At 60.8% G+C, this 24,362-nt stretch carries 21 protein-coding genes; 20 read left to right on the top strand and 1 reads right to left on the bottom strand.

What is annotated here, in order from left to right:
* Positions 1-37 precede the first annotated feature (37 nt).
* Positions 38-1,219 carry a transporter substrate-binding domain-containing protein gene (locus Q0D31_RS06180; protein WP_291846570.1) on the bottom strand — a complete coding sequence of 394 codons (1,182 nt, stop codon included), beginning with the start codon at positions 1,217-1,219 and terminating at the stop codon, positions 38-40.
* A gap of 354 nt (positions 1,220-1,573) precedes the next feature.
* Here Q0D31_RS06180 and Q0D31_RS06175 point away from each other — a divergent pair, with 354 nt between their 5' ends.
* The 20 genes from Q0D31_RS06175 to Q0D31_RS06080 all read left to right on the top strand — a co-directional run bounded on the left by Q0D31_RS06175 (position 1,574) and on the right by Q0D31_RS06080 (position 24,149).
* Positions 1,574-3,091 carry an amidase gene (locus tag Q0D31_RS06175; protein ID WP_291846567.1) on the top strand — a complete coding sequence of 506 codons (1,518 nt, stop codon included), beginning with the start codon at positions 1,574-1,576 and terminating at the stop codon, positions 3,089-3,091.
* A gap of 22 nt (positions 3,092-3,113) precedes the next feature.
* On the top strand, positions 3,114-4,514 hold the full coding sequence (locus Q0D31_RS06170) for an amidase (protein ID WP_291846565.1): 1,401 nt from the start codon (positions 3,114-3,116) through the stop codon (positions 4,512-4,514).
* A gap of 17 nt (positions 4,515-4,531) precedes the next feature.
* Positions 4,532-5,530, top strand: coding sequence for an acetamidase/formamidase family protein (locus Q0D31_RS06165; protein WP_291846563.1), 999 nt, complete (start codon positions 4,532-4,534; stop codon positions 5,528-5,530).
* Positions 5,531-5,561: 31 nt separating this feature from the next.
* Positions 5,562-6,788 carry a transporter substrate-binding protein gene (locus Q0D31_RS06160; protein ID WP_291846560.1) on the top strand — a complete coding sequence of 409 codons (1,227 nt, stop codon included), beginning with the start codon at positions 5,562-5,564 and terminating at the stop codon, positions 6,786-6,788.
* Between the two features lie 39 nt (positions 6,789-6,827).
* Entirely contained in the window at positions 6,828-7,694 is an 867-nt protein-coding gene (locus tag Q0D31_RS06155; protein WP_291846557.1) for a branched-chain amino acid ABC transporter permease, read from the top strand.
* Positions 7,691-8,764 (top strand): branched-chain amino acid ABC transporter permease, encoded by a 1,074-nt coding sequence (locus tag Q0D31_RS06150; protein WP_291846555.1) that lies wholly within the window; start codon positions 7,691-7,693, stop codon positions 8,762-8,764. Before Q0D31_RS06155 ends, Q0D31_RS06150 begins: the two co-directional genes overlap by 4 nt.
* Positions 8,764-9,486 (top strand): ATP-binding cassette domain-containing protein, encoded by a 723-nt coding sequence (locus Q0D31_RS06145; protein WP_291846550.1) that lies wholly within the window; start codon positions 8,764-8,766, stop codon positions 9,484-9,486. The genes Q0D31_RS06150 and Q0D31_RS06145 overlap by 1 nt, the downstream gene beginning before the upstream one ends.
* Entirely contained in the window at positions 9,483-10,190 is a 708-nt protein-coding gene (locus tag Q0D31_RS06140) for an ABC transporter ATP-binding protein (protein ID WP_291846545.1), read from the top strand. Before Q0D31_RS06145 ends, Q0D31_RS06140 begins: the two co-directional genes overlap by 4 nt.
* A 39-nt stretch (positions 10,191-10,229) precedes the next feature.
* Positions 10,230-11,744 carry an amidase gene (locus Q0D31_RS06135; RefSeq protein ID WP_291846542.1) on the top strand — a complete coding sequence of 505 codons (1,515 nt, stop codon included), beginning with the start codon at positions 10,230-10,232 and terminating at the stop codon, positions 11,742-11,744.
* A 60-nt stretch (positions 11,745-11,804) separates the two neighbouring features.
* Positions 11,805-12,560, top strand: coding sequence for an SDR family NAD(P)-dependent oxidoreductase (locus Q0D31_RS06130; protein WP_291846536.1), 756 nt, complete (start codon positions 11,805-11,807; stop codon positions 12,558-12,560).
* A gap of 580 nt (positions 12,561-13,140) precedes the next feature.
* Entirely contained in the window at positions 13,141-14,271 is a 1,131-nt protein-coding gene (locus Q0D31_RS06125; RefSeq protein WP_291846830.1) for a transporter substrate-binding domain-containing protein, read from the top strand.
* Positions 14,272-14,315: 44 nt separating this feature from the next.
* On the top strand, positions 14,316-14,900 hold the full coding sequence (locus Q0D31_RS06120; protein ID WP_291846535.1) for an ANTAR domain-containing protein: 585 nt from the start codon (positions 14,316-14,318) through the stop codon (positions 14,898-14,900).
* A gap of 129 nt (positions 14,901-15,029) precedes the next feature.
* On the top strand, positions 15,030-16,283 hold the full coding sequence (locus Q0D31_RS06115) for a transporter substrate-binding domain-containing protein (RefSeq protein ID WP_291846531.1): 1,254 nt from the start codon (positions 15,030-15,032) through the stop codon (positions 16,281-16,283).
* A 66-nt stretch (positions 16,284-16,349) separates the two neighbouring features.
* Positions 16,350-17,219: an urea ABC transporter permease subunit UrtB gene (gene urtB / locus Q0D31_RS06110; RefSeq protein ID WP_291846529.1), complete on the top strand. Its 870-nt coding sequence runs from the start codon at positions 16,350-16,352 to the stop codon at positions 17,217-17,219.
* On the top strand, positions 17,216-18,367 hold the full coding sequence (gene urtC, locus Q0D31_RS06105; RefSeq protein ID WP_291846527.1) for an urea ABC transporter permease subunit UrtC: 1,152 nt from the start codon (positions 17,216-17,218) through the stop codon (positions 18,365-18,367). The genes urtB and urtC overlap by 4 nt, the downstream gene beginning before the upstream one ends.
* The gene (urtD, locus tag Q0D31_RS06100; protein WP_291846518.1) at positions 18,364-19,116 is read left to right on the top strand and encodes an urea ABC transporter ATP-binding protein UrtD; all 753 of its coding nucleotides are present in this window, start codon (positions 18,364-18,366) and stop codon (positions 19,114-19,116) included. Before urtC ends, urtD begins: the two co-directional genes overlap by 4 nt.
* The gene (gene urtE, locus Q0D31_RS06095) at positions 19,109-19,810 is read left to right on the top strand and encodes an urea ABC transporter ATP-binding subunit UrtE (RefSeq protein WP_291846500.1); all 702 of its coding nucleotides are present in this window, start codon (positions 19,109-19,111) and stop codon (positions 19,808-19,810) included. Before urtD ends, urtE begins: the two co-directional genes overlap by 8 nt.
* Before the next feature lie 38 nt (positions 19,811-19,848).
* The gene (locus tag Q0D31_RS06090; RefSeq protein WP_291846496.1) at positions 19,849-20,889 is read left to right on the top strand and encodes an aliphatic amidase; all 1,041 of its coding nucleotides are present in this window, start codon (positions 19,849-19,851) and stop codon (positions 20,887-20,889) included.
* A 172-nt stretch (positions 20,890-21,061) separates the two neighbouring features.
* Positions 21,062-21,862 (top strand): CbbQ/NirQ/NorQ/GpvN family protein, encoded by an 801-nt coding sequence (locus Q0D31_RS06085; RefSeq protein ID WP_291846493.1) that lies wholly within the window; start codon positions 21,062-21,064, stop codon positions 21,860-21,862.
* Positions 21,863-21,878: 16 nt separating this feature from the next.
* On the top strand, positions 21,879-24,149 hold the full coding sequence (locus Q0D31_RS06080) for a VWA domain-containing protein (protein WP_291846491.1): 2,271 nt from the start codon (positions 21,879-21,881) through the stop codon (positions 24,147-24,149).
* Positions 24,150-24,362 lie beyond the last annotated feature (213 nt).

Below are 24,362 nucleotides of genomic sequence, written 5' to 3'. Positions count from 1 at the left end.
GCGTGACGGCCGCGGACGGAGAAAGGCGATGGCCTTGTCATTTCACAATACGCAGGTGGTTTGAGCGCTTCGTCATTGTATCATTGCTCTTTTCCGGCCCGCTGCCAATCGCTGCCAGATCAAGGTTCGAAAGATAGGGGTCGGGGCGTTCAGGGGCATCCGCTTCCCAGAAGATCTTGAACTGACATCCAGGCACAGAGCGTGCCAAACGGGGTGTCAGGAAGCAGTGATTGTTGTCGGGATCGACCCAAACCGGGCCCTGCGGAGAATCATAGCGATGATTTGCCGCTGCGCGCCGGACGGCTCCAACGTCCGCCGAGCCAGCGCGGCGGATAGCGCGGGCAAGCAGCATCACGCAGACATAGGTTGACTGTCCGTCGACGGAGGGACTGCTATCAATGCCGTGGCGGGCCTTCCACCGCGCAACAAATGCGCGATTCTCGGGCCGCTCGATGCTCTCGAAATAAGCAGATGATGTGATGCATCCAACCGAGGCCGCCGATCCGATCAGCCTGAGCTCGGGCTCGCACAGACTGCAACTCAGCATCGGGATCGAGAGGCCGGAGCGCGCCGCCGCCGCATGGAGCGCACGCATGAAAGAATAGCTGGATTCACCGACCAGCGTGTTGAACACAACCGGCGGTTTCCGGTCGATGATCTCCTTGGTGATGTGGTCTACCGCGGTCTCGCCAAGCTCCAGCAGACGCTCAGCGAGAATGCGGCCACCTGCGCTCGTCACAATTTCACGAATGACCCGGTTGGTTTCCCAGGTCCAGACATAATTGGACCCGATGCAGAACACGTCGCCGGAGATGTGATCCAGCATGTGCCGCACCAGCGGGACGACGTGCTGGTTGGGCGCGGCCCCAACATAAATAACGTTGTCGCTGCTTTCGAACCCTTCGTATCGCGCCGGATGCCAGAGCAGCCGTTCGGTGCGTTCGACGATGGGAATGACCTGCTTGCGCGAGGCCGAGGTATAACAGCCGACGATATGGTCGACTTGTCTTTCGCGAATTAAATCGTCGCATGCGGAATGATAAGCAGCGACGACCCCGCCGGGATCGCGCAGATGCGGGGCGAATGTGAAATCGAACTCATCGCTCTGATTGATTTCGTCGATCGCCATCAACGCACTCTTCAGCATCTCGCCCGCCATCATTGCGTAAGGTCCCGATTGGGAAAATACGAGGCCGAGAGGGATGGATGGCTTTCTCATGAAGAAGCTCAGGCGTTGCGTGGCAATTATTTCACCGCAAGAAGGTCGACCTGTCACTTCATATCATCAACTGTGCTGCGCGTCATTTGTGCTGCCGCAGCATAAAAAAGGTGCTGGCCCCGCATTGACAAGGCTGGCGACGCTAAGACACAATGAATTAGTACGTGAATGCGTGCATTGCGAAATAGTTCTCGCGCAGCCGATGACGTCTGAGTGACAACCTTCAAAGTTTCGTTCTGCAACGTAAGCCTACGCGACCATTGATAGCAGCGGCATGGATGCCATTCGGGGCCTTTTCGGGCCGCGGATGGCTTTTTTCGTTTGTCTTTTGAGAGACAAGAAGTTGGGTGACGCATGGTAGTTCGCCTTCCGACGTTGGAGCAAATCGATAATCTCGGATCCGATTTCGGTCTCGTTCTCACACCTGATGAGGTTGCTGCCTTTCGGCAGGCCTTCAAAGGACCTTTGGCCTCGTATGGCCGGCTTGACGAACTGGTTCCGCCTGCCTTGGCGCCGATTGCGCCGCGATCACCCGGCTACCGGCCTCCGGCATCCGAAAATCCATACGGCGCCTGGTACTGGAAGACGGATATCCATGCCGGCGGGCAAGGCCTGCTGAGCGGCAAGAAGATCGCGATCAAGGACAACATCTGCGTGGCTGGCGTGCCGATGATGAACGGCTCGGCGCTGCTTGAAGGTTATGTTCCCGAACTCGATGCCACGGTGGTGACCCGGATTCTTGAAGCCGGAGGTACCATCGCAGGCAAGGCGGCCTGCGAAGATCTCTGCTTTTCCGGCGCGAGCCACACATGTGCGGGCGGAGTAATCCGCAATCCGCACAACCCCGCCCACAGTGCCGGCGGTTCATCGGGTGGAAGTGCAGCGCTGGTGGCGGCCGGCGAGGTGCCTATGGCTCTCGGCGGAGACCAGGGCGGATCGATCCGCACACCGTCAAGCTGGTGCGGCATCTATGGCTTGAAGTCGACCTGGGGGCTTGTGCCGACCACGGGCTCGATGCCGATCAGTTATTCCGTCGATCACTGCGGTCCGATGGGCGCAACCGTCGAAGACGTCGCGCGGCTGCTGACTGTCATCGCCGGCCATGACGGTTGGGACACGCGAACGATTTCAGCTCGCACCAGCGACTACATGGCCGCGCTCGGCAAGCCGGCAAGGGGATTGCGCGTCGGAATCTTACGTGAAGGATTTGGCCATCCCGAAAGCGATCCCGACGTCGATGCCAAGGTGCGCGCGGCCGTGGCCGCATTGAGGAAGGCCGGGGTCGAAACCGAGGAAGTTTCGGTGCCCTGGCATCTCGACGGGCCGCATGTCTGGAGCGGCATCATCCTGGAAGGTGCGGCCGAGATGATGCTGAAGGGATACGGCGTCGGCAACAACATCCACGGTTACTATCCGCTTTCCATGCAGGAAGCCTTTGCCCGCGGCATGGGAACGCGGATCAACGACGTCTCGCCGACGGTGAAACTGGTGTTGATGCTCGGCGAATACATGCATCGCAACTATCACGGGCGCTATCATTCAAAGGCGCAAAATCTGCGGGTGCTGCTGCGTCGCGCCTACGACGAGGCGCTCGAAAAGTTCGACGTGCTGGCGATGCCGACGATTCCCTTCACGGCAACGCCGATTCCGCCGGCCGATGCGCCTCTCGGCATCGCGATAGACACCGCGCTCAACATGCAGGCCAATACCTGTTCGTTCGACGTGTCCGGGCATCCTGCCTTCACCGTGCCATGCGGACGTGTCAATGGCTTGCCGGTCGGTCTGATGTTGGTCGGCCGCCATTTCGAAGAAACGACATTGATACAGCTTGCTTCGGCGATCGAAGCTGGCGGCGACTGGAAGCTGAATTAGAACATAACGAGGCAACTATCTGATGCCGGCGCGCGATCTGCACTATCTCGAACTGGTCGAAGTTGGACAACGCATCCGGAAGCGCGACCTGTCTGCTGTAGAGGTTACGCAGGCGCAACTGGACCGCATCGCTGGTCTCGATTGCCAATTGAAAAGCTATGCGCATGTCATGGGCTCGTCGGCACTTGAGCAGGCACACGCGGCCGACAAGGAAATCGCAGACGGCAAGGTGAGGGGGCCACTTCACGGCGTGCCGATCGCCGTCAAGGACCTGTGCTGGACCAAGGATGCGCCGACCGCGGCGGGGATGAAGATCTATCGCGACAACCGCCCCAGCGAAGACGCCACCGTCGTCACCAGGTTCAAGGAGGCCGGTGCGGTCATCCTTGGCAAGCTGCAAATGACGGAAGGCGCTTACGCCGACCATCATCCGGACATCGACCCGCCACGCAACCCGTGGGACGCGATGCTCTGGTCGGGCGCATCCTCAAGCGGCTCCGGTGTCGCGACTGCCGCGGGACTTTGTTACGGTTCATTGGGATCCGACACCGGCGGCTCGATCCGCTTTCCGTCAGCTGCCAACAGTGTGACCGGCCTGAAGCCTACCTGGGGACGGGTAAGCCGCTACGGCGTCTTCGAACTTGCCGCCACACTGGATCACGTCGGGCCGATGGCACGAAGTGCCGTGGATTGCGGCGCCATCCTGGGCGCTATCGCAGGCGCCGATCCGAAAGATCCGACCGCCGTGCTGGAGCCGGTGCCGGATTATCTGGCGAACTTGAATGGTAGCCTGCGTGGGACACGGATCGGTGTCGACCCGCGCTGGACCAGCGAGGGCGTCGACGCCGCTTCGACCAAGGTTCTTCAGGATGCACTGCGTATTGCCGTTGATCTTGGCGCAGATATTCATGAGATTGTCTTTCCCGATCCGACAGCAATGATCGCCGACTGGTTTCCGCTGTGCGGCGTCGAGACGGCAGTTGCACACGAAGCAACCTATCCGTCGCGGAGGTCGGAATACGGCCCGGGGCTCGCCGGATTGATCGAACTTGGTCTGCAGCAATCCGGCACCGACTATCAGAAGATCGTTCTGCGCCGCGAAGCATTCAGGGGGCTGGTGCGGGAGCTGTTCGAAAAGATCGATCTTCTTGCCGTGCCGGCCCAGACATTCGCCGCGCCCAGCATCGACAAAATGGCGACGCTCGGCGAAAATCCGGACCTGATCACCGGTCTGCTGCGCTTCAGCTGCCCCTTTGACATGACGGGAAGTCCAACCATCACCCTTCCGGGCGGCTTTACCGAAAGCGGCGGTCCGGTCGCGTTCCAGTTCGTTGGCCGCCATTTCGATGAAGCCCGTCTGGTGGCTGCCGGCGATGCATTCCAGCGCGTCACCGACTGGCATCGCCGCCATCCTTCGCTTTGACGATTGAGGATACATCGATGATCAACGACCCCTGGCTCAAGACCTCGATCATGGCGAAGCGCGGCGTAGCCAAAGGTCAGGCTGGGCAACGCCACCAGCTCTCGATCGCGGCGCAAGGCGAATTCCATTACGTCTATGGGCCCTATGCCAAGCCCGTCCTCACGATCAGTCCCGGCGACGTCGTCGTGGTGGAGACGGAAGATGCCTTCGGTGGCGTCATCACCAGCGAGCAGGACAGTCCGACCGCGAAATTGCTGTTTCCCTTTCTCAATCCGCAATGTGGCCCGATTGCCGTCAGCGGCGTGGAGAAAGGCGATTGCCTGGCCGTGCACATTCATGCTGTGGAAACACGTGGCGCGCAGCCCGCAGGCACTACCTGCATCATTCCGGAATTCGGTGGCCTCGTCGGTACGGCATCCACCGCAATGCTCAATCCGCCCTTGCCCGAGCGGGTGAGAAAAATGCACGTCGACAAGAACGGTGTGCGCTGGAGCGACAAGATCACCCTCCCTTACGAGCCGTTCATCGGCACGATCGGGGTTTCGCCCGAGATCGAGGCGATCTCGTCACTGCAACCGGATTACCACGGTGGCAACATGGATTTGCCCGACGTTGCTCCGGGCGCGATCCTCTATTTTCCGGTGCACACCAAGGGTGGCCTCCTCTATGTCGGCGACTGCCATGCCGCGCAGGGCGACGGCGAGTTGTCGGGAGTGGCCATTGAACAATGTGCCACCGTAACCTTGCAGATCGACGTCATCAAGGGCTGGAGCTTTGCGTGGCCGCGGCTCGAGACGGAAAAATTTCTGATGACCATTGGCAGCGCCCGGCCGCTGGAAGACGCGGCGCGCATCGCCTATCGCGAACTAGTGCGCTGGATGAGCGCTGACCACGGCTTCGACGAAATCGACGCCTACATGCTTCTCAGTCAGGCCGGACGCATCCGGCTCGGAAACATGGTCGATCCAAAATATACGATGGGCGCGTCGATCTTGAAGAAATATCTGGTCTCATGACGTCTCGGCAACAACGAAGGGGAGTACTGCAATGAAAGTCAATCGCAGAAGGTTCTTACAGGGTACGGCCGCTGCCGCTGCTTCGGTTGGCGGGTTCGCTCCCAACGCCTGGGCGGAAGATCCGATCAGCGTGGCCAGTATCCATGATCTCTCGGGTGGCCTCGACATCTACGGCAAGCCGATGGTCGATGCGCTAACGCTTGCCGTCGAGGAAGCCAATGCGGCCGGCGGTCTTCTTGGACGGAAAATTAAGCTGATCAACTATGATACGCAGTCGAATATGCAGCTCTACACCCAGTTTGCCCAGCAGGCGGCGCTGAAGGACAAGGTCGCCGTTGTGCACGGCGGCATCACTTCCGCCTCGCGTGAGGTGATCCGGCCGGTGCTCGGTCGATTCAAGACGCTGTATTTCTACAATACGCAATATGAAGGGGGCGTCTGCGACCGTAACCAGTTCGACACCGGAGTGACTCCGGCGCAGACCGTGGAAAAGCTGGTGCCCTACGCCATGAAGAAGTGGGGCAAGAAAGTCTATGTGATCGCCGCCGATTACAATTACGGCCAGATCACTTCGCAATGGGTGAAGAAATACGTCACTGAAAACGGCGGCGAAGTTTCGTCGATCGACTTCTTCCCGCTCGACGTCACGAATTTCGGCTCGACCATCTCCAAGATTCAGGCGGCGAAGCCGGATTTCGTATGGTCGGCGCTGGTTGGCGGCGCGCACATGTCTTTTTATCGCCAGTGGGCCGCGGCCGGCATGCGCAAGAGCATTCCGATGGCGTCGACCACCTTCGCGGTGGGTAACGAGCACATCGTGTTGTCGCCAGATGAATGCAACGGCATGCTCGTTTGCTACAATTACTTCCAGGACTTGAAGAACAAGACGAACGAAGCCTTCGTTGCCGGTTTCCACAAGCGCTTCGGCGCCGATTATCCCAATGTTACTGAACTCGCCATGGGGACCTATCAAGGCTTCCGTATATGGGCGGAGGCGGTCAAGAAAGCGGGCACTATTGACCGGATCAAGGTGATCGAGGCGCTAGAAACCGGAATCAGCATCGATGCCCCCTCAGGCAAGGTCACGATCGACCCGCCAACCCACCATTGCGTTCTCGATGTTCACATCGCCGAGGTCAACGACAAGAAGCTCAAGGTGCTGGAAGACTTCGCGCAGCAGAAGCCGTCGGACACCGCCGCGGTGTGCGATCTTATCAAGAATCCCGCTGACAACCAGCAATACGTTATCAAGATCTAAGGCCGGTCGGCCGCCAAATCCTGTCTGGGAAGGGTGAACGTGGATCTCATTGCTCTCCTGGCGATCCAGGTCCTTTACGCGATTGCCAGCCTGGCGCTGATCAGCGTCGGGCTGGCGATTATTTTCGGCATGATGCGGGTCATCAATCTCGCGCATGGGGAATTTTTGATGCTCGGGGGCTATGCGGCGATCGTTGCCACCAGCCACGGCATCAGCATCTGGATTGCGATGCTGGTGGTGGCGCCTATCGTCGTCGGCATCATCGGGGTCATCGTCGAAATGACGATCATCCGCTTCCTGTATGGCCGCATGGTCGATACGATGCTCGCGACCTGGGGCCTCAGTCTTTTTCTGGTGGGCCTGACGACCGCTATCTTCGGCAACACCACGGTCGGCATTTCGGCCCCGCTCGGCAGTTTTCAGATCGGTGCTTATCGCACCAGCGGATATACGCTGTTCGTCATTGGCGTAGCCGTGGTCGTGCTGGCCGGCATCTTCGCGGTGCTGCGCTGGACGCGTCTCGGCCTGATTGCCCGCGGCACCATGCAGAACGCCAACATGGCGGCGGCGCTTGGCGTCAATCCACCACGGGTCTATGCGGTCACCTTCGGCATCGGCGCCGCCTTGTCGGGCCTTGCCGGTGCGGTGCTGGCGCCTGTCTCCGGCGTCTTTCCCACTATCGGCGTCGCCTATGTCGCCAAGTCCTTCATCACGGTGATCGGGGGCGGTGCTGCCATCCTCAGCGGAACGGTTTCCGCATCGGCGCTATTCGGCACCATCAATCAGATCGCCACTTTTGCCACGACCCCGGTGTTCGGCGAGGTGGCGTTGCTTGCCACCGCGATCGTCCTGATCCGCCTGCTGCCGCAGGGCATCACCGGCCGCTTCTTCCGGAGAGGTCTGTGAACGCCCGCACCCTCAATTTTCTTGGTATGGGACTGGTGGGCGTTATTGGCGTCGCCTTCCTGATCCTGACGCCGCGTTTCGCCGAGCTCGATGCCGTGCTCGAGCTCACGATCTACATGATCATGGCGATCCTGGCGCTCAGCCTGGCGCTGATCTGGGGTTATGGCGGCATCCTCTGCTTCGGCCAATCGGCGTTCTTCGGACTGGGCGCCTATACCTACGCAATCGCCATGTTCAACATCGGCGAAAGCACGGTTCCGTTGCTGCTGGCCATCGCGCTGCCGGCAGCCTTTGCCGCGTTGCTCGGCTATTTTGTGTTCTACGGCCGCATCAGCGATGTGTATCTCGGCGTCATCACGCTGACGGTGACGCTGATCCTGTTCAATTCGGTGAATTCGACCGCCGGCCCGGAATTCCATATCGGTGTGGCGCGGCTCGGCGGTTTCAACGGCATTCCGGGAATCCCGCCGCTCAATTACCCCGGCAACAGGACCGCGGTGATCGATCTCGAGGGCATGTTCTATCTTTCGACGGCAGCATTGCTCGCGATCTATTTCGGATTGCGGCTGCTGCTGGCCAGCCGGTTCGGCCGCATCATTGTGGGTATTCGGGAAAACGAACGGCGCGCCGAGCTCTTAGGATACGATCCGCGGGCCTACAAGCTTGCGATCTTCACCATCGGCGGCGCGCTTGCAGGTTTCGCCGGATGTCTCTTCGCCAATTGGGGAAACTTTGTAAGCCCGACGATTTTCGGGCTGGCTCAGTCCGCGCAGATCATCATTTGGGTCATCGTCGGCGGGCGCGGCACGTTGATCGGTCCAATTGTCGGTTGCATCGGAATCCAGTGGCTCACCACGGCGCTGGGAGCGAACCAGCCCAGCGGTTCGGATTGGTGGACGAGGCTATTGGCCAATGCGCCGCTGGTCCTTGGAATCATCCTTGTCGCGTTCGTGCTGCTCGTGCCGAAGGGGTTGGTACCGACGCTCGGTGATTTCGGACAATGGCTGCTGCGCGCGCGTACGCGGCGAACAACTTCGGCCCTTGAGCCCAAGCAGGCGGAGGAGAGATGATGGCTGCGCCACTTCTTCAAACCCGCGATCTCAGCATGCATTTCGGCGGCGTCAAGGCGGTACGCAACGTCAATTTCACGCTGGCCGAAGGCGAGCTGCGCTGCCTCATCGGTCCGAACGGCGCCGGAAAAAGCACGTTCTTCAAGATGCTCACCGGGCAGCTAGAGCCGAGCCAGGGCCAGGTGTTGTTCCGCGGCCACGATATTTCCCACGCCCACGCCCACGAGATCGCGCGCCTCGGCATTGGTATCAAGACCCAGGTGCCAAACGTCTTCGACGGGTTGAGCGTGCGCGAAAACATCTGGCTCGCGGCGACCCGCATCCATCCCAGCGGGCGCGTCAATGACGTGGTCGACGAGATGCTGGAGCGTATCGACCTTACCGGCGCGGCAGAACGCTTGGTAGGCCAGCTCGCCCACGGTCAGCGGCAATGGGTTGAGCTCGGTATCGTATTGTCGACGGATCCCGAACTCATTCTGCTCGATGAACCTGCTGCCGGCATGACGCATGAGGAGGTATACAAGACCGCCGAGCTCGTGCGCGAAATCAATCGCAGCAAGGCTCTCATTGTCGTCGAGCACGACATGCAGTTCATCCGCATGATCGCCAAGCAGGTGACGGTGTTCAACCAGGGCAGCGTGCTGGTGGAGGATGCTGTGGAGAATATCCTGCGCAACCCGCTGGTACGCGACATCTATCTGGGCAAGCAGGCGGTCGCATGATGCTCGATGTGCAGGGGCTGCGTACCGGCTACGGCCGCATTCCGATCCTGAACGGGGTGAGCTTCACCGTCAAGGTAGGCGAATTCATCGGAATTCTCGGTCATAACGGCATGGGCAAGACCACCCTGCTCAAGGCGTTGATGGGCTATTTGCCGGCGACCGGTGGGCTCGTCCGCTTCGACGGTGACGACGTGACGGCTGCCGAGCCCTATCAGCGCGCGCGGCTGGGTCTTGGTTATGTGCCGCAAGGACGCGAGATTTTCTCCGGCCTTACGGTCTACGATAATCTGCGCATGGGGTGCACCAAGCAGGCAGGCAGCGAGCGAGATACCATCGCGGAAGTGCTCGAGGAGTTTCCCCGCCTCAAACCGCTGCTCGATCGTTCCGGCGGCGCGCTATCCGGCGGCGAACAGCAGCTGCTTGCGCTCGCACGCTGTCTTTGCGGCAAGCCGCGTCTCGTTCTTCTCGACGAGCCGACCGAGGGCATCCAGCCCTCGATCATCGACGAGATCGTGGAGATCTTGCTGCAACAGCGCAACAAGAGCGGACTCACGATGATCCTTGTCGAGCAGAACCTCGATTTCATCGCGGCGCTGTCAAAGCGGATTCTCATTATTCAAAAAGGCACGATCACCCGCGAAGTGAGGCCAGACGATCTCGGCGACCCAAGTCTGGTCGGAGAATTCATCGGTATCACCACGTAAAGCTCGATCCAGCGAGCAGCGATCACAGGGAGACAGACCATGGCAGTCAGAAGACCCACTCTCGATCAATTGCGCAGCGTAGCCGAAGACCTCGGTATGCACATGGGCGAGGAGGAACTCAAATCATACGATGCCCTGATGCAGGGAAATTACGCCGCCTACGACATTATCGATGCCATGCCGGATTACGTCCCGGCCGTAACCTATCCGCGAACGCCCGGCTACCGCCCCGAGGGCGAGGAGAACAAGTACAACGCCTGGTACGTCAAGACCACGGTCAAGGGCGCGGCTAGCGGCAAGCTCGCCGGCAAGACGATCGCGCTGAAGGACAATGTCAGCCTGGCCGGCGTGCCCATGATGAACGGTGCCTCGACGCTCGAAGGCTACGTCCCCGACGTGGATGCCACCATCGTCACGCGCATCCTCGACGCCGGCGGCACCATCATCGGCAAGACGCATTGCGAATATTTCTGTTTTTCCGGCGGCAGCCATACCAATGCGACCGGCCCAGTCCACAACCCCCACAAGATGGGCTATTCCTCCGGCGGCTCGTCTTCAGGCAGCGGCGTCGTGGTCGCGCTCGGCGAGGCCGACATGGCGATCGGCGGCGACCAGGGCGGATCGATCCGCATCCCCTCGTCGTTTTGCGGCATCTACGGCATGAAGGGCACGCACGGACTCGTGCCCTATACCGGGGTCATGCCGATCGAGATCACCCTCGACCATACCGGACCGATGACCCGAAATGTCCGCGACAATGCGCTTCTGCTCGAGGTACTGGCCGGCGCCGATGGCGTCGATCCGCGGCAGATTGCGCCCAAGGTCGCCAACTACACGCAAGCGCTCGACGGCGGCGTCAAGGGTTTGCGTATCGGCATCGTCAAGGAGGGTTTCGGACTTCCGGTTTCCGAGCGTGACGTCGATGCCAAGGTCGTGGCGGGCGCCCAGCTTTTGAAGAAACTCGGCGCCACCGTCGATGAGATATCGGTGCCCATGCATCTTTTGGCTCCCGCGATCTGGCTGCCGATCGCCGCGGAGGGCGGCACCGAGTTCATGATGAAGGGCAACGGCATGGGGACCAACTGGCGCGGTCTCTACAATACCACGCTGCTGGACGCCCATTCTGCCTGGCACCACCGCGCCGACGAATTGTCGGACAGCCTGAAGATAACGATGTTGCTAGGCCAGTATTTCACCAAGCACTATCGCGGTCATTTCTATTCCAAGGCGCAGAACCTCAATCGCAAGCTGCGTGCCGCCTACGACACCGCGCTGAACAGCTACGATTTGTTGCTGATGCCGACCTTGCCGATGAAGGCGACGCCGCTGCCGCCGCCCGATGCGCCACGCGAACTCTATATCCAGCGCGCATTTGAAATGGTTCCCAATACGGCTCCCTTTAACGCATCCGGGCATCCGGCGATGAGCATTCCCTGCGGGATGAGCGACGGACTGCCGATCGGGCTGATGCTGATTGGCAAGTACTATGACGAGTCGACCATCTATCGGGCCGCGGCGGCGTTCGAAGGCGCTGGTGACTGGACCAAGATGTAAATCAACCAAGCGGCCTGCCTCACGCGGAGGCGGGCCGCGGCATCACCAACGGAGGCGAAAATGGATCTCGGATTGAAGGGCAAAAACGTGCTGGTGACCGGGGGAAGCAAAGGGATCGGCCTTGCGATTTCGGAGCTCTTTGCAGCCGAAGGCGCCAACGTCGCCATATGTGCACGCAACGCCGACGAGGTTGGCAAGGTTGTGAAAGCGTTGGCGGCGAAAGGGGGCAAGTCATGGGGCAGGGCACTTGATGTCGCCGACCCGGCTGCGTTGAAGCAATGGGTCGAGGGCGCGGCCGGCGAGCTGGGCGGTATCGACACGCTCGTTTGCAACGTCAGCGCGCTTGCGGTCGGCGACACGCCCGAAACCTGGGAGAAGTCATTTCGCACCGATATGATGCACACCGTCAATTCCATCGCGGCGGCGCTTACCTATCTGGAAAAATCCAAATCCGCATCGATCGTGATCGTCTCGAGTGTTTCGGGCTTCGAGGTCGATTTCGCCGCCGGTTCCTATGGCGCCTTCAAGGCGGCGCTGATTCATTACGCTAAAGGACTCAGCAGCCAGCTCATCGGCAAGGGTATCCGCGTCAATGCGGTGTCGCCGGGCAACACCTACTTTGAGGGCGGCATCTGGCAAAATATCGAACGCGGCATGCCCGATCTCTACAAGACGGCGATGTCGTTGAATCCGACCGGACGCATGGGCACGCCGCAGGAAGTAGCCGCAGGCGTCGTCTTCCTTGCCAGCCCGGTGGCGAGCCGTATCTCCGGTACCAACCTGATTGTCGATGGCGCACTCACCAAGGCCGTCTAGGCTTTAATCAGACTGGTAACGATCAGAAAAGCGACGACGAATAAGACGCCATTTTGAAGATTGAGCGGGTATGGATGGAAATGTTCGCCCAGCGCTTCCACCACTGCGGCTCTTGGTTCAACGTGGCAGGTCATCCAATCCCAACCTATGCTTACGCGTGCCGTGCGGAAGGCGCAATCTCGTGGGGAGATCATCTGAGAAGTTACTTTGCTGCTGCCCTACGGATGTCGGCGATCGGAGCTTGAACGGAGGCCGCCGCTAGCTAGCAGTCGTGAGTTCTCACTATGACCCGGGCCATGGCCCGACGGCAGCGCGACGCGTTTGTCGATCTGGGCTGAAATAGCGAATAAAGGGGCGCTTTTTGACCGGTGAGCGGGCGGATGGCTTTTCGTTTTCCTCCCCGGGCGCCACCTGCCGAACCAGTCTGCTCTCGGCAAAGCTCGTAGCATTGTCATTGACATCGGCCGCTGCACTGCCTTAGCTATTTGTGCCGCCGGGAGGAAATTGGCCTCATATTGCTGCTTTGCAAATGGCCACAATAGTGAATCGTCAAGATTCCAGGAGGCGTTCGTTGAAGCGCATGAATAACGCAACGACCGAGCCGTGGCGGGTTGGCGTTTTGTTTTCCCAAACCGGCCACATGTCTGTGATTGAGGAGACACAGCTTCGCGGCACGTTGCTGGCGATCGACGAGATCAATTGCGCCGGCGGGGTGAACGGCCGCGAGCTCATGCCGATCATCTACGACCCTGCTTCGGATAACACCCTGTTCCGGCTCTATGCTAAGAAGCTGATGACGGAGGACGACATATCGTCAATCTTCGGATGCTATACGTCCAGCAGCCGCAAGGTCGTGCTGCCGATCGTCGAGCGCCTGAATGGCCTGCTTTGGTACCCGACGTTGTATGAGGGCTTCGAATATTCGCCCAACGTCATCTACACGGGATCTGCCCCGAACCAGAATGGCCTAGCCCTGTGCGAGTACCTGGTCTCCAATCTGGGCCGGCGCTTCTATTTCATCGGATCGGACTACATCTACCCGCGCGAAACCAATCGGATCATGCGTGAATTGCTGCGCGGCGCAGAGGTGATCGGCGAGAGCTATGTCTCGTTGCGCGCGCAGCGCAAGGACTTCCTGCCGATTATCCGCGACATCCAGCGCACGCGGCCGGACGTGATCTTCTCCACTGTGGTTGGCGATTCCACAGTCCATCTCTACCAGAGTTACGCTGACGCCGGATTCGATCCGAAGACGCTGCCGATCGCCAGCCTGACCACGACCGAGGCCGAAATCCGCGCCATGGGCTTCGACGTCGGGGAGGGCCATATCACTGCGGCCTCGTACTTCCAGAATATTGATAGCGCATCGAACGCCAGTTTCGTCTCGCGCTTCAAGAGGCGCTTCGGCTCCGACGAGCCGACCAATATGTGCGTCGAGGCGGCCTACTTCCAAGTGCATTTCTTCGCCCGCGCGCTCGCCATGACCAACTCGATGGAGACGAACCAGCTCAGACCAGTGGTTCTCGGCTCGGAATTTGAGGCCCCGCAGGGCAAGGTCGCCATTAACGCCTCATGCAGTCACGCTGATCTGTGGTCGTGTATCGGCCGCGCCAACCGCGCCGGCCAGTTTGACATCGTCGCCCGCTCCAAGGCGGCGGTCGCCGCCGATCCGTATCTGACCTGCTCCGGCCGCAACGCGCATTTCCTCTGATCGATCATCAAGCCCGGAAGGCCGCAGCCATGAGCAAAGTCGAAGTGCCCGCCAAGCCCGGCTCAGCCAGCCTGGCCGAATTCGAAATCGTCGTTGCGGTAGCGCCGGAATCCGGCGCCGACCAAGTGGTGCGCGATCTGCAACGCGCACGCGCCAAGGTCCGGCGGCTATGGCCGATGCCGGACAAGCTGCCGTCCGACGCCGATGTGCTGGTGGTCGAATTCAGTGACCGACTGACCGATCGGCTGCCCTGGATGCCGGGCGAATCTCGCTCCGCTGTCGTGGTGGTGATCGGGCCGAACCGTGCGCCCGATCCCGCGCGACTGTGTGAGACGACGCCCGAGGCGGTGATCTACATGCCGGCCCAGACCGAGACCATCGCTGGCGTGGTGGCCTTGGCGCGCAGTCAGTTCGACTACACGAAGCGCCTGCGCGATCGAATCGAGCGGCTGGACGAGAATCTGCGCACGATCCGCAATGTCGAACGCGCCAAGGCCATTCTGATTTCGGCGCGCGGCATGAACGATGAGGCTGCCTATAAGTTCCTGCGTACCCAGGCGATGGACCGCCGCACCACGGTCAACGCCATCGCCGCGGCGATCATTGACTCGTTTGAACTGTTGGGTTAGCTTTTTTATATCACCGTATTGAAGCGGTGGGGCGGCGCCATTGCCGTCCATCTTTACATCGGGCGAAAAAGCCCCCGTCTCGGATGATATCCGAACGGGGGCTTTTTGCTGTTCACGGGGGAGGCAACCATGAAACTTACGAGACGCCGTTTTCTTCAGACAAGCGCCGGCGGCGGCGCGTTCCTGGCCGGAGCCATGCCGCATATCTGGAGCAAGAATTCCGATCTGGTCTGGGCGGCCGGGGGCGAGATCAAGGTCGGCGTGCTGTTTTCGCTGACCGGTACCACCGCAATCATCGAGGAATCGCTGAACAAGGCGACAATCTTGGCGATTGAGGAAATCAATGCAGCCGGCGGCATCAATGGCATGAAGATCGTGCCCGTGATCGAAGATCCGGCTTCCGATCCCGCGACCTTCGCCGAGAAGGCGCGCAAGCTGGTCGCCGGCGACAAGTGCGTCAGCGTGTTCGGCTCCTACACCTCGGCCAGCCGCAAGGCCGTGCTGCCTGTCGTGGAGAAGCAGAAAAATCTCTACTGGTACCCGACCTTGTATGAAGGCCGCGAGTGCTCGAAGAACGTCATCTATACTGGGGCCGTGCCGAACCAGCAGCAGGATGAATTCATCCCGTGGCTGATCAAGAACTTCGGCAAGAAGTTCTCGATGATTGGGTCGAATTACATCTACCCGAAGGAAGAGAACAACTACTGCCGCAAGCTGCTTGAGAAATACGGCGCCGAAGTGGTCAACGAAGAATACGTCCCGCTCGGCCATTCCGAGTTCTCCTCGGTCATCAACAAGTTCCGTCAGCAGCAGCCGAACGTCATCTTCTCCACGGTGGTCGGCGATTCGGTGGTGGCGCTGCATCGGCAGTACAAGGCCGCCGGCCTCGATCCTGCCAAGATGCCGATGGCCAGCTTGACCACGTCGGAAAACGAGATCGCCGCCATGGGTGGCGAGGCCGCTGCCGGCCACTTCACCTCGGCGCCGTATTTCGAAGTCCACAAGTCGCCGGAGAACGAGAAGTTCGTCGCCGCCTACAAGAAGCGTTGGGGTGCCGACAAGGTCACCCATTTCGTTTCCGAGGCCTGCTACTTCCAGACCTACATGTTCAAGCAGGCGGTCGGGAAGATCGGCAAAGGCGATATTACGCCGAATACCATCCGCGAAGCCGTCAAGGGTGTCGAAATGATCGCCCCGCAGGGCAAGGTTCGCCTCGATGGCGAGAACCTGCACACCTGGCTGTGGCCGAAGATCGCTCAAGCCAAGTCCAACGGCCAGTTCGAAATCATTGTCCAGTCCAAGGAATGGCTGAAGCCCGATCCCTACGCGGCCTATCCGAACCAGGTCTGCACGGAAAAGGGCCTGGTCGAAAAGAAGGTCTGATCACTTTTGCGCGTCCGGGCGGCCAGTCAGCCGCCCGGTGCTTCGTTTCAGCGTGGAACTATTCTTATGCATTTCGTCCTCGAACAGGTCCTGACCGGGCTCAGCATCGGATCGATTCTGCTGCTCGTGGCGCTGGGCCTCTCGATCATCTATGGCACGATCGGGGTGATCAACCTCGCTCATGGCGAATTCATCATGCTCGGCGCCTACGCGGCCTGGGCGTTGAAGACCTATGTAGGACTGTCTTTGTTGCCGGGGCTGGTGCTGATCTTTCTCGGCGTCGGGCTGTTCGGCTGGCTGGTTGAGCGCATCCTGCTGCGCCGGCTGTATCGGCGACCGCTCGACACCATCCTGGCGACCTGGGGTGTTGGGGTCGTGTTGCAGCAGGTCGTTCGGCTCACCGCCGGTGGCGACCTGCGCTACGTCGAACTGCCGCCGTCGATGGCCAGCAGCGTGTCGATCTTCGGGGTCGAGATCGCCGCCTATCGCATCTTCATCTTCGTGGTCGCTGCGCTGTTGTTCCTGGTCAGCTGGTCGATCATGAACCGCACGACTTTCGGACTGAAGCTGCGCGCGGTCGTGCAGGATCGCAACGTCGCGTCGTGCTTCGGCATCAATGCCGACCGGATCTATTCGCTGACCTTCGCCTATGGCGCCGGCCTGGCCGGCCTCGCCGGGGCGATCGTTTCGCCGTTGAAAAGCGTTTCACCCGAAATGGGCACGGGCTACGTCGTCGACGCATTCATGGTCGTCGTGCTCGGAGGTGTGCAGAGCCTGTTCGGCACGGTGATCAGCGCCTTCGCCCTGGGCGAGGTCACAGGCGTGATCGCGTTCCTCCAAAACGACACCATAGCCAAGGCTACCGTCCTGATCCTGATCATCAGCGTCATCCGCTTCCGGCCCCAGGGCCTGTTCGTCGCAAAGGTGCGCGCATGAGCAAGCCTCCTCAGTCGCCTTTGCGCCAACGCGCAACCGGTTTCTGGCAACCGGAACTGATCGGGATCGTCATCCTTATCGCCGCCATGTATCTGATGCCCTCTGTGCTGGTCGACGACTTCCTGATCAGCAAATACAGCCGCTATCTGGTGTTCGGTTTGCTGGCGATGGCGCTGTCATTGTCCTGGGGCTATGGCGGCATCCTTAACCTTGGCCAGGCACTGCCATTCGGTCTCGGCTCTTACTGCATGGCCATGGCTCTCAAGCTCCGAACCATTCCGGTTCAGACCGGCGCCGACGGCCTGCCGGACTTCATGGTCTGGAACAATGTCCAGCAGCTGCCATGGTTCTGGGTGCCATTCTACTCGATGACCTTCGCCATCGTCGCCGGCATCGTTGTGCCCTCGGCGCTGATGGGTGGGCTCGGTTGGTTCATGTTCCGCGGCCGGGTCACCGGCGTGTTTGTGGCGATCACGACGCTGGCCATGCTGGTCGTCGTCAACCTGCTGATCATCGATCAGCAGCAATATACCGGCGGCTTCAACGGCATCACCGATCTGGCGCAACTGACCATCGGCGGCATCGTGTTCGACGCCTATAACCGGACCACCTTCTATCTGATCGCCTCCGTCGCCAGCGTTGTCCTCGTGTTCGGCTACGTGCTCTCTTGCACCAAATTCGGTCTGATCCTGCAGGCGATCCGCGACCAGGAAGGCCGCGTGCAGTATTTCGGCTACGACGTCGCCAGCTACAAGATCACCGTGATGGCGATCTCGGCGGCGATCGCCGGTCTTGCCGGCATGCTCTACACGATCGTGATGGAGTTCGCGTCGCCGACATTCCTCAACGTGCCTCTCAGCCTGTCGGTGGTGATTTGGTGTGCTGTCGGTGGCCGCGGCAGCCTGCCCGGAGCCTTCGTCGGCGCGGTGCTGGTCACTGGCATGCAGGGAGCTCTGTCGGAATCGAAAACCTTCCTCGACACATGGACCCTGGTGATGGGCGTCCTGTTCGTGCTGGTTGTCCTCTTCCTGCCCTCCGGCCTCGCTGGTCTGATCGGCCAGTTGCTGGCGAAAATCCGGCCTGGCGACGGTCATGGCCAGAACGGAACCGTCGATGTGAAGTCCAGCCATCCGAAGGAGATCGCATGAGCACCCATCTGGTCGTGCGCGATCTGGCCGTCAGCTTCAATGGCTTCATGGCCGTCAACGGGCTCGATTTGACCATTAACAAGGGCGAGCTGCGCTGTCTGATCGGCCCGAACGGCGCCGGCAAGACCACCTGTCTCGATCTGATCTGCGGCAAGGTCAAACCGACCGCCGGCTCGGTTGTGTTCGATGGCAAGCATCTTGAAACGCTTGAGGAGTACATGATCGCCCGCTCCGGTGTCGGCCGCAAATTTCAGGTGCCGAGCGTGTTCCGGGAACTGACCGTGCGCCAGAATCTGGAAGTCGCCTACTGCAGGAAGCCGGGCGTGTGGACCAATCTGATGCGCGGGCCCCAGAACGACGATACTGCTGGGCTGGAAGACCTTTGCGGCTTCGTCGATCTTATCGACCAAATGGAGGCGCCGGCCGCCTATTTGTCCCATGGCCAAACCCAGTGGCTGGAGATCGCGCTGCTGATGGCGCAGAACGCCGAGTTGATCTTGATGGACGAGCCGACCGCCGGCATGACCGTCCAGGAAACCCGCAAGACCGCGGAGATCTTCAACCGGCTGAAGGGCCGGCACACGCTGATCGTGGTTGAGCACGACATGGGCTTCGTCAAGGAAATCGGCGATTCGATTTCGGTTATGCATCAAGGCAAGTTGCTCGCGGAAGGCAGTGTCAGAGACATCGAGACCAACCCGCTCGTGCGCGAAGCCTATCTTGGCTCGGGGGGCTTCGGTCATGCTTGAGATTGACAATCTCAGTGCCTTCTACGGCAAAAGCCGCGCCTTGCAGAATGTTACGCTGGAGGTTGGCGACGTCGGCTTCCTCAGCGTGCTCGGACGCAACGGCGTGGGCAAAACCACGTTGCTGCGCAGCATCGTCGGGCTGATGGACAAGATTGACGGCAGCATCCGACTCGACGGCGAGGAAATTGCCGCAACCCCGACCCATGATCGGGTCAGGCACGGCATCGGCTACGTGCCGCAGGGCAGGGGCATCCTGCCGCAATTCACAGTTCGCGAAAATCTGAAACTTGGCACCTTCGCCCGCCGCAATTCCGGCGATGCGGGCGTGCTCGAGGACAAGGTGTTCGATCTGTTCCCGGTGCTGAAGGAATTCCTGAATCGCCGCGGCGGCAATTTGTCCGGCGGCCAGCAGCAGCAACTCGCCATTGCCCGCGCGATGCTGACCAATCCGAGGATTGTCCTGCTCGACGAACCGACCGAGGGAATTCAGCCCAACCTCGTTGAGCAGATCGAGGACGTGATTATCCGCCTCAACAAGGAGCACGGCATCACGATCATCCTTGTCGAGCAAGACGTGGACTTCGCCCGACGTGCCTCACGATCCTTCGTAATCATCGAAAAAGGCCACGTCGCGGCGTCCGGATCGATCGATACGCTAACTGACGACCTCGTCCACCGTCACATGGCCGTTTGATCGACGGCAAACTCAAACCAAAACAGGAGACGACCCCCATGCTTCACGGTGACATTTCCAGCAGCAACGATACCGTCGGCGTAGCCGTCGTTAATTACAAAATGCCGCGCCTGCACAGCAAAGCCGAGGTGCTCGACAACGCCCGCAAGATCGCCGACATGGTGGTGGGCATGAAGACCGGCCTGCCGGGCATGGATCTGGTGATCTTTCCGGAATACTCCACTCACGGCATCATGTACGATTCGAAAGAGATGTATGAGACCGCCTCGTCGATTCCGGGTCCCGAGACCGAGATCTTTGCCGAAGCCTGCCGCAAGGCCAAGGTCTGGGGCGTGTTCTCGCTCACCGGCGAGCGCCACGAGGAGCATCCGCACAAGGCACCGTACAACACCTTGATCCTGATGAACGACAAGGGCGAGATCGTCCAGAAATACCGCAAGATCATGCCGTGGGTGCCGATCGAAGGCTGGTATCCCGGCAATTGCACCTATGTTTCCGAAGGTCCGAAAGGCCTCAAGGTCAGCCTGATCATCTGCGACGACGGTAACTTTCCGGAAATCTGGCGTGACTGCGCCATGAAGGGCGCCGAGTTGATCGTGCGCTGCCAGGGTTACATGTATCCGGCCAAGGAACAGCAGGTCATCATTTCCAAGGCGATGGCCTGGGCCAACAATGTCTATGTCGCGGTCGCCAATGCCGCCGGCTTTGATGGCGTCTATTCCTACTTCGGTCACTCCGCGATCATCGGCTTCGACGGCCGCACCCTGGGCGAGACCGGCGAGGAGGAATACGGCATCCAGTATGCCCAATTGTCGAAGAGCCTGATCCGCGATGCCCGCCGCACCGGCCAGTCGCAGAACCACCTCTACAAGCTGGTCCATCGCGGCTATACCGGCATGATCAATTCCGGCGAAAGCGCGCGCGGCGTCGCGGCCTGCCCCTATGATTTCTACAAGAATTGGATCGCCGATCCGGAAGGCACGCGCGAAATGGTCGAGGCGATGACCCGCCCGACCGCGGGGACTGAAGAATGCCCGATTGACGGCATCCCGAATGAGAAGTCCCCGGCTCACCGCTAAGGATAGGCTGGCTTGGGGCATCGCTTCACTTTGCCTTTAGCGGGCGTGGTCCGGAGCATCGTCGTCCCAGACGATGCTCCGGACCCTTGGTGGTAGCCAATTCCGTGAGAGCCCTGCATTCTCCGGATCCGGCTTCGGCCGCGGCATTTTTTTTCCGGAACCGCGTGAGCTTATGACCAACCTGGACGACTATCGCATTCGCGAGCAACCCTATTACAAGGCGGTTGGCACGGAGATCGCGCTGTTCGAGGCGGCCCATCAGGCGCGCATGCCGATGATGCTCAAAGGCCCGACCGGCTGCGGCAAGACTCGTTTCATCGAATTCATGGCCTGGCGCCTAAAAAAGCCGCTGGTCACCGTCGCCTGCCACGAGGACATGACCGCCTCCGACCTTGTCGGCCGCTTCCTGCTCGACGCCAATGGCACAGTCTGGCACGATGGACCATTGACCAATGCGGTCCGCTACGGCGCGATCTGCTATCTCGACGAGATTGTCGAGGCACGCCAGGACACCACTGTCGTTATCCATCCCTTGACTGACGATCGACGCATTCTGCCTCTGGAGAAGAAGAACGAATTGGTTCGGGCGCATCCGGACTTCCATCTGGTGATCTCATACAATCCCGGCTACCAGAGCGTGCTGAAGGACTTGAAGGAATCGACCAAACAGCGTTTTGGCGCGATCGATTTCCATTATCCCGCCGCCGATGTCGAGACCGAGATCGTCGCCCACGAGGCCGGCATCCCTACCAGCGCCGCGCGCACTCTGGTCGAGATCGGCATCCGCTCCCGCAACCTGCGTGGCCACGGTCTGGACGAAGGCGCCTCGACCCGCATGCTGATTCACGCTGGACGGCTGGTGGCGAAAGACGTGTCGCTCAGCGCGGCCTGCGATGCCGCGTTGGTGCTGCCGATCACCGACGATCCGGACATGCGCGAAGCGCTCAAGGACGCCATTGCTGCCTGCATCTAAAGGCGGACTCGCCGGGATGACCAATCAAACGCCCTTTGCCGATCTCGTGGAATCTGGATTGGTCGGAGATCCGCGCAACGGTTCGATCTGGCGCGCGCTCCGGCAAGTATTCAACGCTCATCAACTCGCCGACTGGCGCGCCGATCTGGCAAGATTGCAGGCGAGCGGCCTCGGGCCCGCCGGACTTGAAGCCTATATCCGCGCGACCGGGACCCTCGCCGAAAAGCGCGGGCCGCTGGCTGCGCTTGCGCTCGCCCCCTGCATTCTCGATGTCGAGCGGCATGCCGGCCGCGCCGCCGCCGCGGCACTCAGCGAGGCAACCGCGCCGGCGCTACGCCATCTCGGCAATGAGCGCGATTTCCGCGACTGGCTCGATGCGGTCGCTGAACTGGCCGCGCAAGGGCCGGAATCGGTGGCACCGGTGCTGGCCCGCTCCGACGGCCTGCTCGCCGAACTCGGCGCCCACGGTTTTCGCGCCTGGGTGCTCGGAGGCCTGCGCGCCGGTGGCGGCGATCCCGAGCGCCGGCTGGCGCTGTTCAGCCTGTCCGACCCGCGCGCCTTCGATCTGTTCGAACAGGCGACCGGCGATATCGGCTTCACCGATGCCGAACGTGCGCTGAAGGCCTATCTGATCGCGCTGTTCCGGCAGAAACCGTTCATCCGCGCCGTCGCCGGCACGCCGGGCGACACCCTGCAGCGCCGCGCCAGCTTCGAGCGCCAGTTCGTGCAGGTGCCGGCGCGCATGCGCGGCGTCGCGACCAGTTCGGTCAGGAAAGTCTATCGGGCGATGCTTGCCCATATCGGCGCGCATCTGGTCCATTCCGGGCCACGGTTCCAGGTCCGCGGGCTGAAGCCGATGCAAGTGGCGCTGGTGTCCCTGATCGAGGACGCCCGGGTCGAGCAATTGGCCATGCGCGAGTTGCCCGGGCTGTTTCGGTTATGGGCGCCTTTCCATACCGCCCGCGCCGATGGTGGCGTCACTGCGCCGAGCCTGTTCGCGCGGCTATCGCGGGCGCTGATCGACCCAAACTATCGCGACGACGATCTATGGGTGACAAAGGGCCGGCAGATGTTCTTCGCCGACCGCGAGGCCTGGGTCGATCCGGGTATCAGTCGTCAGATCGGCAATCTGCTTGGCAACGATCTCGGCCAGATGCGCATCCAGTTCAATCCGCGCACCTATCGGGTCGAGCCGCTCTATCGCGACGACAATTCCGGCCTATGGGACACCGACGACGCGCCGCCGCAGATAAGCGACGAACAGGACGTCATCGTTGAAACCGTTCGCATCGAGCGGACCCAAGACCTTGACGACCATGATCTGGAGAGCTCGATTCCGGATGACGATGTCGGCCAGGCGACCGCGCGAGAATCGCGCGCCGACGACGGCGTGCCGGTCGGCAAATATGCCGAATATGACTATCTGCTCGGCCGCGAACGCTCGGAATGGACGACCGTGGTGGAATACCAGCCGCAACCGGTCGACACCACACTGCTCGATCGCCAGGTGCAGAGCTATGGGGACGTGCTGAACCGGCTGGAGAATCTGGTCGGCGCCGCGCGGGTCAGCCGTCCGGCTCGGCTGCGCGCCCGCACCGAAGGTGATCGGCTCGATCTCGACGCCACGATTGAGGCGGCGATCGACCGGCGCGCGGGTCTCGCGCCGTCGCCGCGGGTCTATGAAACCACCGAGCGGCGCAACCGCGACCTGTCGGTGCTGGTGCTGCTCGACATCTCGGAATCGACCAAGGATTTTGTCAAAGGCAGTTCGACCACGATCCTGACCTTTGAGCGAATCGCCACCGCGCTGCTGTCCCAGGCCTTGTCCGACCTTGGCGACGCCTTTGCGGTTGCCGCCTTCTGCTCGAACGGCCGCGACGACGTCCGCTTCTATCCGGTAAAAGGTTTCAACCAACCCTACGACCGCGACGCCCGCGCCCGGCTCGCGGGCCTGCGCGGCGGCCTGTCGACCCGGATCGGCGGCGCGCTGCGCCATGCCGGCGTGGTGGTGGGGGCGCAGCGGACCCATCGCCGGTTGGTACTGGTGGTCACCGACGGTGAACCGTCCGACATCGACGTCGCCGACAGGCGCTATTTCGTCGAGGATGCACGCAAGGCGGTGCAAAGCCTCGCGCATAGTGCCATCGACGTATTCGGCATCGGGCCCGACGGCGCCGGCACGGGCTATCTGGGGCGGATATTCGGCCGACGGAATTTCGTCGTCATCGACCAGATCGCCCGTCTCCCCAACAAGCTGCCGCTGCTTTACATGCGCCTGACCAGCTGAACCTGGCTGGTAAACGGCAATCCTGTAGCTCTTGCCGCTTGGGCCGTAACTGGCTCCGCCTTCGCCTTCGCAACAATGTCCTGAACGCCCTGACGATTGTGAAGCCGGGGACCGTCATCAAATAGCATAGCGCCGGGTTCAGATTGTGTTGGCGCTGGAAATCGAAACCTCACGGCGGCCAGCCGAAGGCATCGTCATAAGTCCGTCAGCTTG

The organism is Bradyrhizobium sp., from assembly GCF_022844465.1.
In the GTDB taxonomy this organism is placed as follows: domain Bacteria; phylum Pseudomonadota; class Alphaproteobacteria; order Rhizobiales; family Xanthobacteraceae; genus Bradyrhizobium.
Note: the sequence above shows the minus strand (reverse complement) of the source record. Positions and strands in the feature narration are given on the sequence as shown.

Excerpts from the sequence above, each read along its gene's own strand:
- Q0D31_RS06165 (WP_291846563.1), top strand. The coding sequence starts at position 4,532 with ATGATCAACGACCCCTGGCTCAAGACCTCGATCATGGCGAAGCGCGGC.
- Q0D31_RS06170 (WP_291846565.1), top strand. The coding sequence starts at position 3,114 with ATGCCGGCGCGCGATCTGCACTATCTCGAACTGGTCGAAGTTGGACAA.
- urtB (WP_291846529.1), top strand. The coding sequence starts at position 16,350 with ATGCATTTCGTCCTCGAACAGGTCCTGACCGGGCTCAGCATCGGATCG.
- urtC (WP_291846527.1), top strand. The coding sequence starts at position 17,216 with ATGAGCAAGCCTCCTCAGTCGCCTTTGCGCCAACGCGCAACCGGTTTC.
- Q0D31_RS06140 (WP_291846545.1), top strand. The coding sequence starts at position 9,483 with ATGATGCTCGATGTGCAGGGGCTGCGTACCGGCTACGGCCGCATTCCG.
- Q0D31_RS06080 (WP_291846491.1), top strand. The coding sequence starts at position 21,879 with ATGACCAATCAAACGCCCTTTGCCGATCTCGTGGAATCTGGATTGGTC.
- Q0D31_RS06130 (WP_291846536.1), top strand. The coding sequence starts at position 11,805 with ATGGATCTCGGATTGAAGGGCAAAAACGTGCTGGTGACCGGGGGAAGC.
- Q0D31_RS06135 (WP_291846542.1), top strand. The coding sequence starts at position 10,230 with ATGGCAGTCAGAAGACCCACTCTCGATCAATTGCGCAGCGTAGCCGAA.
- urtD (WP_291846518.1), top strand. The coding sequence starts at position 18,364 with ATGAGCACCCATCTGGTCGTGCGCGATCTGGCCGTCAGCTTCAATGGC.
- urtE (WP_291846500.1), top strand. The coding sequence starts at position 19,109 with ATGCTTGAGATTGACAATCTCAGTGCCTTCTACGGCAAAAGCCGCGCC.
- Q0D31_RS06085 (WP_291846493.1), top strand. The coding sequence starts at position 21,062 with ATGACCAACCTGGACGACTATCGCATTCGCGAGCAACCCTATTACAAG.
- Q0D31_RS06145 (WP_291846550.1), top strand. The coding sequence starts at position 8,764 with ATGGCTGCGCCACTTCTTCAAACCCGCGATCTCAGCATGCATTTCGGC.
- Q0D31_RS06090 (WP_291846496.1), top strand. The coding sequence starts at position 19,849 with ATGCTTCACGGTGACATTTCCAGCAGCAACGATACCGTCGGCGTAGCC.
- Q0D31_RS06115 (WP_291846531.1), top strand. The coding sequence starts at position 15,030 with ATGAAACTTACGAGACGCCGTTTTCTTCAGACAAGCGCCGGCGGCGGC.
- Q0D31_RS06180 (WP_291846570.1), bottom strand. The coding sequence starts at position 1,219 with ATGAGAAAGCCATCCATCCCTCTCGGCCTCGTATTTTCCCAATCGGGA.
- Q0D31_RS06125 (WP_291846830.1), top strand. The coding sequence starts at position 13,141 with ATGAATAACGCAACGACCGAGCCGTGGCGGGTTGGCGTTTTGTTTTCC.
- Q0D31_RS06160 (WP_291846560.1), top strand. The coding sequence starts at position 5,562 with ATGAAAGTCAATCGCAGAAGGTTCTTACAGGGTACGGCCGCTGCCGCT.
- Q0D31_RS06175 (WP_291846567.1), top strand. The coding sequence starts at position 1,574 with ATGGTAGTTCGCCTTCCGACGTTGGAGCAAATCGATAATCTCGGATCC.